General features: G+C 62.3%; 20 protein-coding genes. 12 read left to right on the top strand and 8 right to left on the bottom strand.

The genetic code is table 11. The features are described from left to right. Nucleotides 1-31: 31 nt before the first annotated feature. A complete protein-coding gene (locus J2857_RS15195; protein WP_210010944.1) occupies nt 32-736 on the bottom strand; it encodes a winged helix-turn-helix transcriptional regulator in 705 nt (234 codons plus the stop codon). Nucleotides 737-1030: 294 nt separating this feature from the next. Between J2857_RS15195 and J2857_RS15190 the strand changes: the two genes are divergently transcribed. From J2857_RS15190 to J2857_RS15165, 6 genes are all read left to right on the top strand, one after another. After that, nucleotides 1031-1354: an ArsR/SmtB family transcription factor gene (locus J2857_RS15190; protein WP_210010943.1), complete on the top strand. Its 324-nt coding sequence runs from the start codon at nt 1031-1033 to the stop codon at nt 1352-1354. Continuing rightward, the gene (locus J2857_RS15185; RefSeq protein ID WP_210010942.1) at nt 1351-1782 is read left to right on the top strand and encodes an SRPBCC family protein; all 432 of its coding nucleotides are present in this window, start codon (nt 1351-1353) and stop codon (nt 1780-1782) included. The genes J2857_RS15190 and J2857_RS15185 overlap by 4 nt, the downstream gene beginning before the upstream one ends. Nucleotides 1783-1851: 69 nt before the next feature. Next, nucleotides 1852-2067 (top strand): hypothetical protein, encoded by a 216-nt coding sequence (locus tag J2857_RS15180; protein WP_210010941.1) that lies wholly within the window; start codon nt 1852-1854, stop codon nt 2065-2067. A gap of 11 nt (nt 2068-2078) precedes the next feature. Then, entirely contained in the window at nt 2079-2534 is a 456-nt protein-coding gene (locus J2857_RS15175; RefSeq protein WP_210010940.1) for a DUF1801 domain-containing protein, read from the top strand. A 25-nt stretch (nt 2535-2559) separates the two neighbouring features. Then, on the top strand, nt 2560-2994 hold the full coding sequence (locus J2857_RS15170; protein WP_210010939.1) for a DUF1801 domain-containing protein: 435 nt from the start codon (nt 2560-2562) through the stop codon (nt 2992-2994). A gap of 203 nt (nt 2995-3197) precedes the next feature. After that, entirely contained in the window at nt 3198-4352 is a 1155-nt protein-coding gene (locus J2857_RS15165; protein WP_210010938.1) for an acyl-CoA dehydrogenase family protein, read from the top strand. Between the two features lie 242 nt (nt 4353-4594). Here the strand turns inward: J2857_RS15165 and J2857_RS15160 are convergent, their stop codons facing one another. The 3 genes from J2857_RS15160 to J2857_RS15150 all read right to left on the bottom strand — a co-directional run bounded on the left by J2857_RS15160 (nt 4595) and on the right by J2857_RS15150 (nt 6655). Then, nucleotides 4595-5662 carry a zinc-binding metallopeptidase family protein gene (locus tag J2857_RS15160; RefSeq protein ID WP_210010937.1) on the bottom strand — a complete coding sequence of 356 codons (1068 nt, stop codon included), beginning with the start codon at nt 5660-5662 and terminating at the stop codon, nt 4595-4597. 93 nt (nt 5663-5755) lie between these two features. Continuing rightward, nucleotides 5756-5947 carry a CsbD family protein gene (locus J2857_RS15155; protein WP_210011691.1) on the bottom strand — a complete coding sequence of 64 codons (192 nt, stop codon included), beginning with the start codon at nt 5945-5947 and terminating at the stop codon, nt 5756-5758. Nucleotides 5948-6049: 102 nt separating this feature from the next. Continuing rightward, nucleotides 6050-6655, bottom strand: coding sequence for a YqgE/AlgH family protein (locus J2857_RS15150; protein ID WP_210010936.1), 606 nt, complete (start codon nt 6653-6655; stop codon nt 6050-6052). Nucleotides 6656-6816: 161 nt separating this feature from the next. Here J2857_RS15150 and J2857_RS15145 point away from each other — a divergent pair, with 161 nt between their 5' ends. The 6 genes from J2857_RS15145 to J2857_RS15125 all read left to right on the top strand — a co-directional run bounded on the left by J2857_RS15145 (nt 6817) and on the right by J2857_RS15125 (nt 11213). After that, on the top strand, nt 6817-7674 hold the full coding sequence (locus tag J2857_RS15145; RefSeq protein ID WP_210010935.1) for a protein-disulfide reductase DsbD domain-containing protein: 858 nt from the start codon (nt 6817-6819) through the stop codon (nt 7672-7674). A 139-nt stretch (nt 7675-7813) separates the two neighbouring features. Next, complete coding sequence (locus tag J2857_RS15140; protein WP_046607097.1) at nt 7814-8299, top strand: peroxiredoxin; 486 nt, start codon at nt 7814-7816, stop codon at nt 8297-8299. A gap of 242 nt (nt 8300-8541) precedes the next feature. Then, the gene (locus tag J2857_RS31270; protein ID WP_281068619.1) at nt 8542-8664 is read left to right on the top strand and encodes a hypothetical protein; all 123 of its coding nucleotides are present in this window, start codon (nt 8542-8544) and stop codon (nt 8662-8664) included. Then, nucleotides 8661-9428, top strand: a complete 768-nt coding sequence (locus J2857_RS15135; RefSeq protein ID WP_210010934.1) for a metal ABC transporter ATP-binding protein — start codon at nt 8661-8663, stop codon at nt 9426-9428. The genes J2857_RS31270 and J2857_RS15135 overlap by 4 nt, the downstream gene beginning before the upstream one ends. After that, on the top strand, nt 9425-10297 hold the full coding sequence (locus J2857_RS15130) for a metal ABC transporter permease (RefSeq protein WP_210010933.1): 873 nt from the start codon (nt 9425-9427) through the stop codon (nt 10295-10297). The genes J2857_RS15135 and J2857_RS15130 overlap by 4 nt, the downstream gene beginning before the upstream one ends. Nucleotides 10298-10313: 16 nt before the next feature. Beyond that, entirely contained in the window at nt 10314-11213 is a 900-nt protein-coding gene (locus J2857_RS15125) for a metal ABC transporter substrate-binding protein (protein ID WP_210010932.1), read from the top strand. Between the two features lie 43 nt (nt 11214-11256). Here the strand turns inward: J2857_RS15125 and J2857_RS15120 are convergent, their stop codons facing one another. The 4 genes from J2857_RS15120 to J2857_RS15105 form a co-directional block, all read right to left on the bottom strand. Then, on the bottom strand, nt 11257-11565 hold the full coding sequence (locus tag J2857_RS15120) for a Dabb family protein (protein WP_046631154.1): 309 nt from the start codon (nt 11563-11565) through the stop codon (nt 11257-11259). Nucleotides 11566-11628: 63 nt separating this feature from the next. Continuing rightward, nucleotides 11629-12438, bottom strand: a complete 810-nt coding sequence (locus J2857_RS15115; protein ID WP_210010931.1) for an endonuclease/exonuclease/phosphatase family protein — start codon at nt 12436-12438, stop codon at nt 11629-11631. 84 nt (nt 12439-12522) lie between these two features. Beyond that, entirely contained in the window at nt 12523-12963 is a 441-nt protein-coding gene (rnhA, locus tag J2857_RS15110) for a ribonuclease HI (protein WP_037084253.1), read from the bottom strand. Continuing rightward, nucleotides 12960-13943 (bottom strand): homoserine kinase, encoded by a 984-nt coding sequence (locus tag J2857_RS15105; RefSeq protein ID WP_210010930.1) that lies wholly within the window; start codon nt 13941-13943, stop codon nt 12960-12962. Before J2857_RS15105 ends, rnhA begins: the two co-directional genes overlap by 4 nt. Between the last annotated feature and the right edge of the window lie 57 nt (nt 13944-14000).

Genomic DNA, 14000 nt, shown 5'->3' with positions numbered 1-14000 from the left:
GCAGCTTTTGCGCTTTTCCATTCTCCGACGGTTATGCAGCCTTGCCCGTCCTCGGGCGCTCGCGGGCGAAGGGGCTCAAACCCAGCCATTGCTGCATGGCGCTTGCCATTTCCGGATCGCCGTCGAGCTCCAACCTTCCCTGCGCCGTTTCAGCCCGCACCGTCGCGATACCCATCCAGATCGCCGTCATCGTTCGCAGCGAACAGGTCACGTAGAGGTCAATCTCGAAACCGGGGTCGGTGGAGCAGACATCGACTTCACGGCCGTCGACGACCAGCCAGTAACGTTGCTGCGCGGGCGGCCGGTCGGGATATAGAAACAGGACGGTGCAACGCCGGGACGGCATCGGGGTCGGATCGAGATGGCGGCGCATGTCCCACATCAGCAGCGACGGATCGAGTTTCTGAAGCGAATGCTGGGTCTCGACCCAATGCTGCCCCCAGAAGCCGAGGGTCATCACCACCTCGCGCAGATCCTCGCCGGCCGGCGTCAGGTGATATTCCATTACCCCATCGGCCGCCTTGCGGTTTTCGACGATGCCGGCCTGGACCAGTTCCTTCAACCGTTTCGAAAGCAGGGTCGGCGACATGCGCGGCACGCCGCGCCGGAGGTCATTGAAACGGCAGCTGCCACACAGAAGCTCGCGAAGGACGAGCGGTGTCCAACGGGTGCAGAATATCTCCGCCGCCATTGCGACCGGGCAGAACTGGCCGTAGCTCGCGGTCACTTCCAACATCGCCAATCTCCTCGGCATGCCCCAAGGCAGATTAATCCCGTTCCGGAAACTGGCCAAGTCCACTTTATGGACTATTGATCTGATATCGGAGCGGCTGCGGACTGCCGGATATGAAGGACATGATCCAGCCCGGCGCCCGCACGATCGACCACGATGCATAGCCATCAGGGCATGGCAAATCCAACATGACCATTCCGAGCCAAGGGATACGGCCCATGGGCGTCATTTCTACTTGACTCATTCATAGCTCTCTAGCTATACGAAAATCCATAGCCAACGAGGTATGAATTCCAAGTGTCGAACGCTCACGACGTGCTCTTCAGAACGCTCGCCGACCCGACGCGCCGGGCAATCTTCGAGCGGCTGTGCCGTGAAGGCGAGAAGACGGTCGGGGCGTTGACGGCACAGGCCGGGGTTTCTCAGCCGGTCGTCTCGAAACATCTCGGCGTGCTGAAGCGGGCCGGACTGGTGCGCGACCGCCACCAAGGCCGCCAGACGCATTACAGCGCCCAGCTCGGCGCGCTCGCCCCGCTGGTCGACTGGACGAGCCAGATGGCGGAGTTCTGGCAAAATCGCTTCGACCGTCTCGAAGACCTGCTTAAAAGGATGGACCAATGAACGAGACCTCGACCGAAACACGCACCGTCGTCGTCGAACGCGAGATTCCCCACCCGGCGGAAAAGGTCTGGCGCGCGCTCACGCAACAGCATCTGATCGAGGAATGGCTGATGAAGAACGATTTCCAGCCGGTCGTGGGTCACCGTTTCAATCTTCGCGGCGAGTGGGGTGGCGTCCTGGACTGCGAAGTGCTGGCCGTGGAACTCTACAGGAAGCTTTCCTACACCTGGGACCATGCGCATGACGATGCGGCCTACAATCTGAAAAGCGTGGTGACCCTGACGCTCACCCCGACTAGCACAGGAACCAGTCTGCGCGTTGAGCAGTCGGGCTTCCGCCCGGAGCAGAAGCTCGCCTACAACGGCGCCCGCCACGGATGGCAGGGGTTCTTCGGGGCGCTGGAGACGGTTTTGGCAGGCCTGGACTGAGGCCTTGCGAGAGGCCGGACTTTTTTTAGAGAGCGGTTGTGCCGTTCGTTTTCAGGGGAGGTATTATCGTTGAACTGGAACACGTTAACGCGGCAGGTCCACCGCTGGCTGTCGATTGTCTTTACGGTGACCGTCGTGGCGAACTTCGTCGCCATGGGCTTCGGGGAACCGCCCATGTGGGTCGTCTACTCTCCCCTGCTCCCGCTGTTCCTGTTATTGTCGAGCGGTCTTTATCTGTTCGCGCTGCCATACGCCCCTCGTAGCGGGCAACGTACCGGCGGATAGGAGTGAACCCAATGGTTGGAAAGACGTCGACGAAATCCGGGAAGGCCGCCGGGCACATCGCTGCGGAGCCCGCTCTCCTCTCAGGCGGCAACCCGCAGATCGCCAAGGGTTACGGCGACGCACCCGTGCAAGCCTATATCGCGGCCATGCCGGGCTGGAAAAGCGATGTCGGCCGCCGCATCGACGCACTCGTCACCAGCACCGTCCCCAACGTCTACAAGGCGGTCAAATGGAACTCGCCGCTCTACGGCATCGAGGGCGATGGCTGGTTTCTCGGCGTCCATTGCTTCACGAACTACATCAAGCTGGCCTTCTTCCGCGGCACGTCGCTCAGCCCAGTCCCTCCCGGCACGTCCAAAACTCCGCAGACGCGCTACTTCCATATCCACGAGGGCGACGAACTGGACGAAAGACAGCTTGCCGATTGGATGAAGCAGGCCAGCCAGTTACCCGGCGAACGGATGTAGGTAGCGACGGGCGAACGGCGACAGCATGAAGAAAGCGACAACCACCATGGAAAGCATTTCGACGAACAAGGAACCCTCTCCGGCGCAGTTGATCGATGCGAGGATCCGCGAACTCGGCGATTGGCGGGGCGAGACGCTCGCCCGGGTCCGGTTCCTGATCAAGCAGGCCGAGCCTGACGTGGTCGAGGAATGGAAGTGGCGAGGGGTTCCGGTCTGGGAGCTTGCCGGCATCATCTGCACTGGCGAGACTTATAAGGCCGCCGTGAAACTGACCTTTGCCAAGGGGGCCTCGCTGGAAGACCCTTCCGGCCTCTTCAACTCCAGCCTCGACGGAAATACCAGGCGTGCCATCGATTTTCACGAGGGCGACAAGATCGACGAAGAGGCACTGAAGGCACTCATTCGTGCTGCCGCGGCGCTGAATACCGCCCGCTCGAAGAAGAAGCCGAAAACCGCCTGAAAAGCATCGCTAAACGGCGGCGACCGATCCGCTTTCCACCGCCGTGATCAAGGGGCTTCGAGTTACTTGGCTTGCCCCGACCATCGCGGCGCCGCGGTGGCGGCGGTCGATATCCGGCAGGGTCTAGTCCATTTCCTGTACTTGCGGCTGCTCGCCGAGCGGCCAACACTCCGCCCATTCTCGACAAATGGGAGGAGAAGAAAATGACACCAGCAACCGAACTCAAACCCGCCCACTCGGTCCATTCGAATGCGATCGGCATTGCCAGATCGCTCGGGCCGGTCTTTGCCGCACGCGCCGCGAAGGCCGATGACGGTGATGCCTTTGTCGCCGAGAACTATCGGGACCTGCGCCATTCCGGCCTGATCGAGGCCGGCGTTCCCGCCGATCTCGGCGGCGGCGGCGCTGAGGTCCGCGAACTCTGCGACATGATCCGGGAGCTTGCGCATCATTGCGGATCGACGGCGCTCGCCTTTTCGATGCACACGCATCAGGTGGCGATCCCCGCCTGGCGCTGGACCCGTCAGAAGGCGGCGCCGGTGATGCCGCTTCTCAAGCGCGTGGCGGCAGAGCGGGTCATCCTGCTGTCGAGCGGCGGCTCGGACTGGATCGAAGGGTCCGGCAAGGCCGAAAAGGTCGATGGCGGTTACCGGATCACCGCCCGCAAGATCTTCACCTCGGGCTCGCCGATCGGCGACATCCTGATGACCGGCGCGGTGTTCGACGAACCGGACGGGCCGAAGGTCCTGCATTTCGGCCTGCCAATGAACTCCCCGCATATCAAGGTTCTCGACACCTGGAAGGTGATGGGGATGCGCGGCACAGGTTCGAACGACGTGATGATCGAAGGCCATGTGGTGCCGGAGGAGGCGGTGGCGCTGAAGCGCAACCAGGGCGAATGGCACATGCTTTTCCACATCATCTCGATGATCGCCTTCCCGCTGATCTACTCGGCCTATCTCGGCGTTGCCGAAAGCGCTCGCAATATCGCGGTGGAGATGGCGAAACGGAAGGCGCCGGACGCCCACGTGATCGAGCTTGCCGGGCGGATGGAGACCGAACTCAGGGCTGCGCAATACGCCCATGCCGGCATGATCGCGGCGGCCGAGCGCGGCGAACCTTCGCCGGCCACGACCAACGAGATCATGATCGGCCGCACGCTGGTCGCCCGCCACGCGATCGCCGCGACGGAACTCGCCATGGAGACCGCAGGCGGCGCAGCCTTCTATCGGGACAAGGGTCTCGAACGCCGGTTCCGCGACATTCAGGGCGCCCGTTACCACCCCATGAGAACCGGAGGGCAGCAGGAATTTTCCGGCCGCATGGCCCTGGGTCTCGATACGCTCAGGACCTTTTGAGAAACAAAGAACTTGAGGTAGTGACGCACAAGGACCAGCATAGGCTGCATTTTGCCCAGAATGGGAGGCCAAGGGAGCGGCTTCAACGCAAGGTAGCATCTTTAAAATATGAAAATGCATGTTTTTGAGTTGACGAAATCGTGATCTTGCCCCCTAATTCCCAGGGGTCTCTGAATGCGCCCCATAAACTACTTCCCGCCTTTCGATCCACCGAAAGGCGGGTTTTCTTTTTGGGCGGGAGTCTATCTTCCCTGGGCCTGAATGAGCCGGTGAATATATTCCAGCTTGACCATGACGGCCTGCGAAAGGACGAATGGATAGAGATCCGGCTGGCCCATCGACCGGTGGATGCTGTTGAGCGCCATGCTGAACGGGACCCAGGCCGAGATGAGCTGTTCCGCATCACGCGCCGCATAAGGGTTGAAAGCCACTTCAGCGGCCATTTCCGCGTGGCCGCGCGGCTCGATCACCATGCCATAGGCACGGGCGGTCTCCAGCGTATCGACGATATGCAGGTAGTGGGCGAAGCACTCGGCGAAATCTTCCCAGGGATGGGTGCTGGCGTAGGTGCTGATGTAGAAATCCTGCCAGCCGGGCGGCGGGCCCTGCACGTAATTTCTCTGCAGCGCCGCGCCGTAATCGACCGTCTCCTCGCCGAAGATGGCGCGGAACTCTTCCAGCCTGCCGCCGTCGCGCACAAGCTTGTCCCAGATATAGTGGCCTGTTTCATGGCGAAAATGTCCGAGCATTGTGCGGTAGGGCTCGTTCATCGAGACGCGCACCTGCTCGCGGGTCGCATCGTCGGCCTCGGCGGCGCGGATCGCGATCAGGCCGTCCTCGTGGCCGGTCATGGCCGGCACGATGGTGCCGTCCGGCTGCACCTCGTCGACGAGGAAGTCGAAGACCAGGCCGCCCCGCGGATCCTCGTCGCGATTGGTGTGCGGCAGGTTCCAGCGCATCAGCGAGTAGAAGAGATGCCGCTGTGCCTGGCTGATACGCCGCCACTGGCTGAGGCCGATCTCGGTCGAGGCATCCGGAACCAGGCGGTTATGCCGGCAGGCAGGGCAGAACGGATGAGGATCGTCTGCGCTGACCGTCCAGTTGCAGATGTCCATCGCGGCATTGGAGCAGTGACGCACTTTATAGTCCGGCCGGGCGACGAGATGCCAGGTTCCCTCCCCTTCATCCTGCGCAAGCGCATGCATGGCCATATGCTCCGGGACGAAAGCCAACCGGTGGCCGCAGTTCACGCAGGAGCGATTGTCGAAATGGATGGTCTGGCCGCAATGATCGCAGTCGTAGAGGCGCATGGAAAATCCGTGAGTTTTAAAAGGGCCGGATACACAAAACCTGCTCCGGCCGGAGCCGGAACAGGTTCGCATTCTAAGCTAGTAAAGCAACCGTTACATGCGGTCGACAACGCCCTTCGCCGCATCCTTGACCTTGCCCTTGGCCTGTTGCGCATGGCCCTTGGCTTCCTGGCCGGCACCCTTTGCCTTGAGCTTCGGATTGTCGGTCATGTCACCGGCCGCCTGCTTGGCCTTGCCGGTCATTTCGTTCGCCTTGCCGGCCATCTTGTCACTGGTGCTACCCATCATGCTTCTCCTCGGTGAGGACGCCCATCGTCCTGCTGGGAAAAGAACTCCGGGCTGGAGGCTTCGTTCCGGAAATCTTCTAAAATTGGATGATTTGGATGATCAGGCGTGGCCGGCTTCGCTGGAGAGCATTTCCGGGCTGACGCCGAGGAGCGCCAGCGCGCGCTCGTATTTGCCTTCCAGCGCCCGGTCAAAGATCAGCGCTTCGCTGGCAGGGCAATTCAGCCAGCCGTTGTTGGCGATTTCCAGTTCCAGCTGGCCGGCGCCCCAGCCGGCATAACCGAGCAGCATCGTGGCACGCGCCGGTCCCCGCCCGTCGCAGATGGCGCGGATGATATCGAGCGTGGCGGTGAGAGAGATGTCGTCACTCACGGGGATGGAGGACTCGCTTACGAAATCGTCCGAATGCAGCACGAAACCGCGGCCGGTCTCCACCGGACCACCGGAAAGGATCGGCAGATCACGGGTCTGCACCGGCAGCATGATCGCATCGGCCTGATCCATGATCTTCAAGTGGAGGAGAACGTCGGTGAACGAAATCTGCTGCGCACGATTGATGATGAAACCCATCGCGCCAGCCGACGAATGGGCACAGATATAAACGACGGCACGGGTGAAATTGCTGTCCTGCATGCCCGGCATGGCTATCAGGAACTGTCCGTCCAGGAAGCCCCGTTCGCTCTTTTCCCCGAGGGTCGAGAAAGACATGATGCCTCCAGCCTGCCTTCCGGCCCGGCCAACGGGCTGGAGAGCGTCAATTGCAATTCCATCAAGATGGGGCAGTCCGCCCGATCAATCAACCGAAAATGATCGGCTCGCGAGGGCTCGTGACTGGTTCGGGCAAAGCCAATCGGTTAAATGCTTGGTCGATGAAGAGAATTTCGCTAAGCAGCCTTCCGTCCCGCCCACCCGCCGCGGTCGTCGCATGCATCACTGCAGGCGTCGTCCTGGGTATTGCCTCGATGAGCTGCGCCGAGACCACGCCGTGGGCGAGCAACGAGGGCGGCCGGATGCGGGTGGTGGCGATGCCGCCCGAGCCCGACGGCATGGTGCGCGGCGCGCTGCAGATCGAACCGAAGGCCGGCTGGATCACCTATTGGAAGGAGCCGGGCGATGCGGGCATTCCGCCGCAGATGGTGTTTTCCAAGGCAAGCGGCGTGACGCTCAACAGCATGAGTTATCCCGTGCCGAAGCGGATCGACAACGGCAAGCTGCGCGATATCGGCTATGACCATGCAGTCACGCTGCCCTTCGAGCTCAAGATGGAGGATCCCGGAAGGCCGCTGAACCTCGGCGCTTCCGCCTTCGTCGGCCTTTGCCGCAACATCTGCATTCCGTTCCAGGCGGAATTCTCGCTGCAGCTTGGAGCCACCAAGGGCACGCCCGTCGAGGAAGCGATGATCCTCAACGCCGCGGCCTCGAAGCTCCCGGAAGCGCCCTCGGACGATTTCGCGGTCACCTACTACGCGATGACGCAGGGGCGCGACAAGCTTGCCTTGAAGCTGAAACTGCCGCCCGAAGCCTCGGAGCCGCCGCAGGTGATCGTCACCGGTCCGCAGGGCCACGTGCTCTTCGACGGCGTCAACGGCCGGCGCGACGGCGACGCCTATGCGCTCGACATGCCGGTTGGCAAATTGCCGAAGAACTACGACATCAAGGGTAAGCGCTGGGGCATTCTGGTGATCGCCGGCAACCGGGCCATGGAAACCTCGCTCGCCTTCGAGTGACGTCACGTCCTGTTGATCGGTCCCGCGTCCGGCGGCCTGTCGCATTGCGGCCTTTCCCTTGTCTTGCGCCAAGTGCGCTCTATAGTGCGCCGCGAATGGCGGGCCTGAACCAGGCGCTCGCCCAACCGAGGAGAGCCCCATGACGATTGCCATCGGCGACAAACTTCCCACAGCCAAGTTCAAGGAAAAGACCGCGGACGGTCCGGTGGAGATCACCACCGAACAGCTTTTCGACGGCAAGAAGGTGGTTGTCTTCGCCGTTCCCGGTGCCTTCACGCCCACCTGCACGCTGAACCACCTGCCGGGCTATCTGGAAAACCGCGACGCGATCCTCTCCAAGGGAGTGGACGACATCGCCGTCCTCGCCGTCAACGATTGGCACGTGATGGGTGCCTGGGCGACCCAGACCGGCGGTCTTGGAAAGATCCATTTTCTGGCCGACTGGGACGGCGCCTTCACCAAGGCGCTCGGCCTCGACGCCGACCTTTCCGCCGGAGGCCTCGGTGTGCGCTCGAAGCGCTATTCGATGCTGGTCGAAAACGGCGTGGTGAAGTCGCTCAACGTCGAGGAAAGCCCCGGCCAGGCCACCGTCTCCGGCGCGGCGGCGATGCTGGAACAGCTCTGAGGTACACCATTTTGCTTTCGAGGGACGCCTGCCGGGCGTCCTTCTTGTTTGGATCTTCCGATCAAAACGCACTTCCAGCTTTGAAGCGTCAGAACCGCTAATATACAGTCGCAACGCCGCGCCGTGACCCCATCAGGCGGCGTGGCGCGTGCCGCCTCCGACACGAGATTAGGTACTCGCCCTCTTTTAGCCACATTTGTTATAACATAACATGTAATGTTATTACAAAAATGGCGGCTTCAATGGAACGACTTTCTCCCTCCTCCAGCCTTGTCGGCAGTTCGGCTCTTGGCCGCCTCGCCTACGTCGCGCTGCTCCTCGGCCTTCTCTGGATGGCAATCGGCTGGGCGGCGATGCTGCCGTGAACGCCCTTCTCACGCTCGATAATCTCACGGTGACCTACGACCGTCATCCCGCCGTCCATCACGTATCGGGTTTCTTCCGGGCCGGCAGCCTGACCGCCATTGCCGGGCCGAACGGAGCCGGAAAATCGACGCTGATGAAAGCGATCATGGGCGAATTGCTGCCAGCGGAAGGACGGCTGCAGCATCAGCTCGTCCGCAGCGATTTCGGTTACCTGCCGCAGGCGGCGGACATCAACCGGCGCTTCCCGATCTCCGTCCTCGATACGGTGCTGCTCGGCGCCTGGCGGCATACGGGGGCGTTCAAGGCGAACGGATCGAAGGAACATGCCCATGCGACCGAGACGCTCGCCGCCGTCGGCCTCGGCGGGTTCGAACGGCGGCCGATCGGCTCGCTTTCGGCCGGGCAGTTCCAGCGTGTGCTGTTTGCGCGCCTCCTGCTTCAGGATGCGAAGGTCATCCTGCTCGACGAGCCCTTCACCGCGATCGACGCACGCACCACGCAGGACCTGCTCGACATCGTGGCGCACTGGCACGGCGAGGGCCGCACCGTAATCGCCGTGCTGCACGACCTCGAACAGGTGCGGACGCATTTTCCCGAAACCTTGCTTCTGGCCCGCGAATGCATCGCCTGGGGGCCGACGGCGGAGGTGATGTCGGCCGGCAATCTGCTCAGGGCGCGGATGATGGCGGAGCGATGGGACGACGGTGCCGGAACCTGCGAACCGCCGGTCAGTGACGCTTCGAGCAACGGGGTTGTCGCATGAGCGCCTACGATCTGCTGATCGCGCCGTTTGCCGACTACGGCTTCATGCGCCGGGCGCTGATCGCCTGCCTGTGCCTGGCGCTCGGCTCCGGCCCGATCGGCGTCTTCCTGATGCTGCGGCGCATGAGCCTGATGGGCGATGCGATGAGCCATGCGGTGCTGCCGGGCGCGGCGATCGGGTATCTCGTCGCCGGCTCGCTGTCGCTGACCGCGATGGGGATCGGCGGGCTTGTGGCGGGCCTTTCCGTGGCTCTGCTTTCCGGCATCGTCAGCCGGGCCACCGTGCTGCAGGAGGATGCGAGCTTTGCAAGCTTCTACCTGACCTCACTGGCACTCGGCGTGCTGATCGTCTCGCTGCGCGGTTCCAACATCGATCTGCTGCACGTGCTGTTCGGCACCATTCTCGCCATCGACGGCCCGGCACTCGCCCTCATCGGCTCGATCACCTCGGTGACGCTCGTCGCCCTTGCCCTCGTCTACCGGCCGCTGGTGGCGGAATGTTTCGATCCGGGTTTCCTGCGCACCGTCGGCGGCCGCGGGCCGGTCTATCACGCGCTGTTTCTGCTGCTCGTGGTGCTGAACATGGTCGCGAGCTTCCAGGCGCTTGGCACGCTGATGGCGGTCGGGCTGATGATGTTGCCGGCGGCGGTGGCGCAGCTCTGGGGCCGCAGCTTGACCGCGATGATAACTCTTGCCGCCGTCACGGCCGCCGTCTCCGGCTATGTCGGGCTGGTCGCCTCCTATCACCTCGAACTCGCCTCCGGCCCGACGATCATCATGACGGCGGCGGTGATCTACGGTTTTTCCATCCTCTTCGCACCGTCCGGCCTTGTCCGGCGGCTCTTTCCCCGCCCGCATCTCGCGGGCTGACCTCAAGGAGACTTCCATGATACCCCGCAGACTGCTTCTCTCCGTCGCGCTTCCGGCGCTGATGGCCCTTTCCGCAGCCCCGGCCTTCGCGGACACGCTCAAGGTCGTCGCCTCCTTCACGGTGCTCGGCGACGTCGTCTCCCAGGTGGGCGGCAAACATGTGAAGGTGACGAACCTCGTCGGCCCGAACGGCGATCCCCATGAATTCGAGCCGTCGCCGACGGACGCCCGCAACCTCAAGGCGGCGCAGGTGGCCTTCGTCAGCGGCGAAGGCCTGGAAGGCTGGATGGACCGGCTGATCACCGCGTCGGGCTACAAGGGCAGGCCGGTGGTGGTCTCGCAAGGCGTCAATACGCGCAGCATGGACGAAGACGGCAAGACGGTGACCGATCCGCATGTGTGGAACAGTCCCGTCAACGTGAAAGTCTGGGTCGCCAACATCGAGAAGGCGCTGTCGGAGGCAGACCCCGCCGATGCGGGCACCTTCAAGGCGAATGCCGAGGCCTATCTCCAGAAACTCGACGCGATGAATGCCTACGCGCATTCCAAATTCGACGCGGTGCCGGCCGACCGCCGCAAGGTGCTGACGAGCCACGACGCCTTCGGTTATTTCGGCCGCGAATACAATGTCAGCTTTTTGGCGCCGCTCGGCCTCTCGACCGAAACAGAAGCTTCCGCTGCCGACGTCGCCAAGCTGATCGAGCAGATCAAGGCGGAGGGAATAAAAACCTATTTCCTCGAGAACTCCAACGATCCACGGCTGGTGAAGCAGATCGCCAAGGCGACGGCGGCCCAGCCGGGCGGTGAGCTTTATGTCGAATCGCTCTCGGACGCCAAGGGTCCGGCGCCGACCTATGAAAAGATGTTCCGCTACAATGTCGACCAGATCGCCGCGGCGATGGCGAAATCGAGCTGATCCTGCAAGAGGAGGCTGCGGGCAAATGTCCGCGGCCTTTTTCTCAGACCGCCATATCGAAGACCAGAAGCCCCGACAGACCGCCATCCGCAGAACCGATGATCCGGTCGCCGACAGCTATATGGTCCGGATGGACGAGATAGGCGTCGCGCGCCTCGGGGTTCTCGAAGGTCACGATGAAACCGTCGAGAAAGCCGCCGTTCAGGCCTTCGGGCGAAACATTCTGGCCGAATTTCACGTCGAGGATGCCAGGCGTGACATCCTTCAGCGCGGCAACCGCATCGTAGATCGACTGCTTGTCGGCCTGCTGGATGGCCGCCTTAAACCGAACGAATACGCAATGCAGGATCATCAGCGGACCTCCACGAGTTGTTGGCCGCACAATAGTGACTGATGCTCGGAGCGCAACAGCGGCTCAGGCGATTTCCAGAAGAAGCGCGCGGTGATCGGAGACTTCCGGCTCGGCGACCACAGCGAAGTTTTCGACTTTCACATTCGGCGTCACCAGCAGATAGTCGGCATAACGACCGTCCTTCGGATACCAGGAAGTGCGGGTATCGGTGAAGCCGCGCGTAGTGACGAGATCGGTGAGGCCCAGCCGGTCGAGGATCGTGAAGGTCTCGCTATCGGGCAGAAGGTTGAGATCGCCGCAGACGACTAATGGTTCACCGGGCCGCCAGACCTTCTCGATCAGGCCGACCAGCGCGTTCGCCTGGGCCAACCGGGCGGGGGTATCGCCCTTTCCGGCCAGATCCCGCAGCCCGTGCATCTGCACGATCGTCACCAGTGAACCGGTATCATGACGAAAGATACGAATGCCGTGCGCGTTGCGAGGACGCGGATGTTCTCCGAAACCGGAGAGCGGAAAATCACCGTGGATGAAACCCTGCGCCTGGCCGATCACCGGCAAGCCCTGCCGGACGAAGGTCGCGAGCCCCCATTCGGACATCACCTGCCGATCGCCGTCATAGAGCGGACCGCACGCGGCGGGCGCGAAAAAAACCTGGTGCCCGGGCAGAACCTCCGTCACGTCCTCCAGCAGGCTGGCACGCTGCGGCAGCTCGAAATCGCCTTCGCGAAAGGTCAGCCAGCCGCCGTCATATCCGGCGACATGGGTGACTTCCTGGAGGCAGAGCACATCCGGATCGGCGTCCTTGAGATATTGCATCAGCGGCGCATGGACGCGGCCACCCCAGGCATTGAGCGAGATAAGCTTCAGGGTCATCTTTCAGCGCTCCACGGAAACCATCAGAACCATCGGGCAGCCCATCTCTTCAGCAAGTATTGGTCCTCTCCCAGGCTTGGCCGGCTACTTTTTCTTGAACGGCGCCATGCCGAGGCGGGCGAGCTCGTCGGCGCGCTCGTTTTCCGGATGGCCGGCATGGCCCTTCACCCAGTGCAGCGTCACCTTGTGCCTGTTGCGCGCTTCCTCCAGCTGCTGCCAGAGTTCGGCATTCTTCACCGGTTTCTTGTCGGCGGTCTTCCAGCCGTTCTTCTTCCAGCCGAAGATCCACTTGGATATGCCGTCCATCACATATTTGCTGTCGGTGTGAAGGTTGACCTCGCACGGGGTTTTCAGCGCGTTCAGCGCGGTGATCGCCGCCATCAGCTCCATGCGGTTGTTGGTCGTCTCGGCCTCGCCGCCGAACATTTCCTTTTCCGTGTCGCCATAACGCAGGATGGCGCCCCAGCCTCCCGGGCCGGGATTGCCGGAACAGGCACCGTCGGTGAAGATTTCTACCTGCTTCATGATACGGACAGTCTTTCCCCGGCCAGCCCGTATTCGGTGGCCGACGTGATTTGGCGGTGGAAGCGCAGCTTGCGCAGGTATTCGAGTGGATCCTTCTTGACGACAAGCGCGCCGGCCGGGGTCGTCAGCCAGTCGTAGAGCCGCGTCAGGAAAAATCGCAGCGCCGAACCTCGGGCGAGGATCGGCATTGCCTCGATCTCCTGCACGCTGAGCGGACGGACGCTCTGATAGCCTTCGAGCAGGGCCTGGCCCTTGGTGAGATTGTAGGCGCCGTCCTTTTCGAAACACCAGGCATTCAGGCAGATAGAGACGTCATAGGCGAGCAGGTCGTTGCATGCGAAATAGAAGTCGATCAGGCCGGACAGCTCGTCGCCCAGGAAGAAGACATTGTCCTGGAAGAGATCGGCATGGATGACGCCGGCGGCCAGGTCCTTCGGCCAGTTCCGGTCCAGGTGATCAAGTTCCGAAGAAATTTCGTCCTGCAGGCCGGTTTCGACCTCGTCGGCGCGCGCGGCAGACTTTTCCCAAAGCGTCTTCCAGCCCTCGACGGAAAGCGAGTTCGGGCGCGTTAGCTCGAAATCCTGGCCGGAGAGGTGCATCCGGGCGAGCGCCTTGCCGACCTCGCGGCAATGTTTCGCCTCCGGCTTCCTCAGCCACATGCCTTCGAGGAAGGAGATGAGGGCGGCGGGCCGGCCGGACAGGGTGCCGTAGAGATTTCCGTCGTTGCGCGGCAGGGGCAGCGGGCAGGACAGCCCGCCGGCGGCCAGATGCTGCATCAGGCCGAGGAAAAACGGCAGGTCACGTTCATCCGTCCGCTTTTCGTAAAGCGTCAGGATCAGCGGTTCGCGGGTCGTGTGCAGCAGGAAGTTCGAATTCTCAACGCCCTCGGCAATCCCCTTGTAGGAAGTCAGCTCGCCGACCTGGTATTCGGTCAGAAACCGCTTCAGGTCGTCTTCGGTGATATCGGTGTAAACGGCCAAGGTGCTTCCCGCTGTGATTCTGCCGCGCAGATAGGTGATGACGCTTTCCTAGCGGCT

Origin of the sequence: Neorhizobium galegae (assembly GCF_017877055.1) — a bacterium.
Classification (GTDB): Bacteria; Pseudomonadota; Alphaproteobacteria; order Rhizobiales; family Rhizobiaceae; genus Neorhizobium; species Neorhizobium galegae_D.
The sequence above is the reverse complement of the archived record's forward strand: the minus strand, read 5'-3'. Positions and strand labels throughout refer to the sequence as shown.

What these genes read in the sequence shown, in the direction of transcription:
- J2857_RS15195 (WP_210010944.1), bottom strand. Translation starts at nt 736, where the DNA reads ATGTTGGAAGTGACCGCGAGCTACGGCCAGTTCTGCCCGGTCGCAATG.
- J2857_RS15185 (WP_210010942.1), top strand. Translation starts at nt 1,351, where the DNA reads ATGAACGAGACCTCGACCGAAACACGCACCGTCGTCGTCGAACGCGAG.
- J2857_RS15175 (WP_210010940.1), top strand. Translation starts at nt 2,079, where the DNA reads ATGGTTGGAAAGACGTCGACGAAATCCGGGAAGGCCGCCGGGCACATC.
- J2857_RS15170 (WP_210010939.1), top strand. Translation starts at nt 2,560, where the DNA reads ATGAAGAAAGCGACAACCACCATGGAAAGCATTTCGACGAACAAGGAA.
- J2857_RS15165 (WP_210010938.1), top strand. Translation starts at nt 3,198, where the DNA reads ATGACACCAGCAACCGAACTCAAACCCGCCCACTCGGTCCATTCGAAT.
- J2857_RS15160 (WP_210010937.1), bottom strand. Translation starts at nt 5,662, where the DNA reads ATGCGCCTCTACGACTGCGATCATTGCGGCCAGACCATCCATTTCGAC.
- J2857_RS15155 (WP_210011691.1), bottom strand. Translation starts at nt 5,947, where the DNA reads ATGGGTAGCACCAGTGACAAGATGGCCGGCAAGGCGAACGAAATGACC.
- J2857_RS15150 (WP_210010936.1), bottom strand. Translation starts at nt 6,655, where the DNA reads ATGTCTTTCTCGACCCTCGGGGAAAAGAGCGAACGGGGCTTCCTGGAC.
- J2857_RS15145 (WP_210010935.1), top strand. Translation starts at nt 6,817, where the DNA reads ATGAAGAGAATTTCGCTAAGCAGCCTTCCGTCCCGCCCACCCGCCGCG.
- J2857_RS15140 (WP_046607097.1), top strand. Translation starts at nt 7,814, where the DNA reads ATGACGATTGCCATCGGCGACAAACTTCCCACAGCCAAGTTCAAGGAA.
- J2857_RS31270 (WP_281068619.1), top strand. Translation starts at nt 8,542, where the DNA reads ATGGAACGACTTTCTCCCTCCTCCAGCCTTGTCGGCAGTTCGGCTCTT.
- J2857_RS15130 (WP_210010933.1), top strand. Translation starts at nt 9,425, where the DNA reads ATGAGCGCCTACGATCTGCTGATCGCGCCGTTTGCCGACTACGGCTTC.
- J2857_RS15125 (WP_210010932.1), top strand. Translation starts at nt 10,314, where the DNA reads ATGATACCCCGCAGACTGCTTCTCTCCGTCGCGCTTCCGGCGCTGATG.
- J2857_RS15120 (WP_046631154.1), bottom strand. Translation starts at nt 11,565, where the DNA reads ATGATCCTGCATTGCGTATTCGTTCGGTTTAAGGCGGCCATCCAGCAG.
- J2857_RS15115 (WP_210010931.1), bottom strand. Translation starts at nt 12,438, where the DNA reads ATGACCCTGAAGCTTATCTCGCTCAATGCCTGGGGTGGCCGCGTCCAT.
- rnhA (WP_037084253.1), bottom strand. Translation starts at nt 12,963, where the DNA reads ATGAAGCAGGTAGAAATCTTCACCGACGGTGCCTGTTCCGGCAATCCC.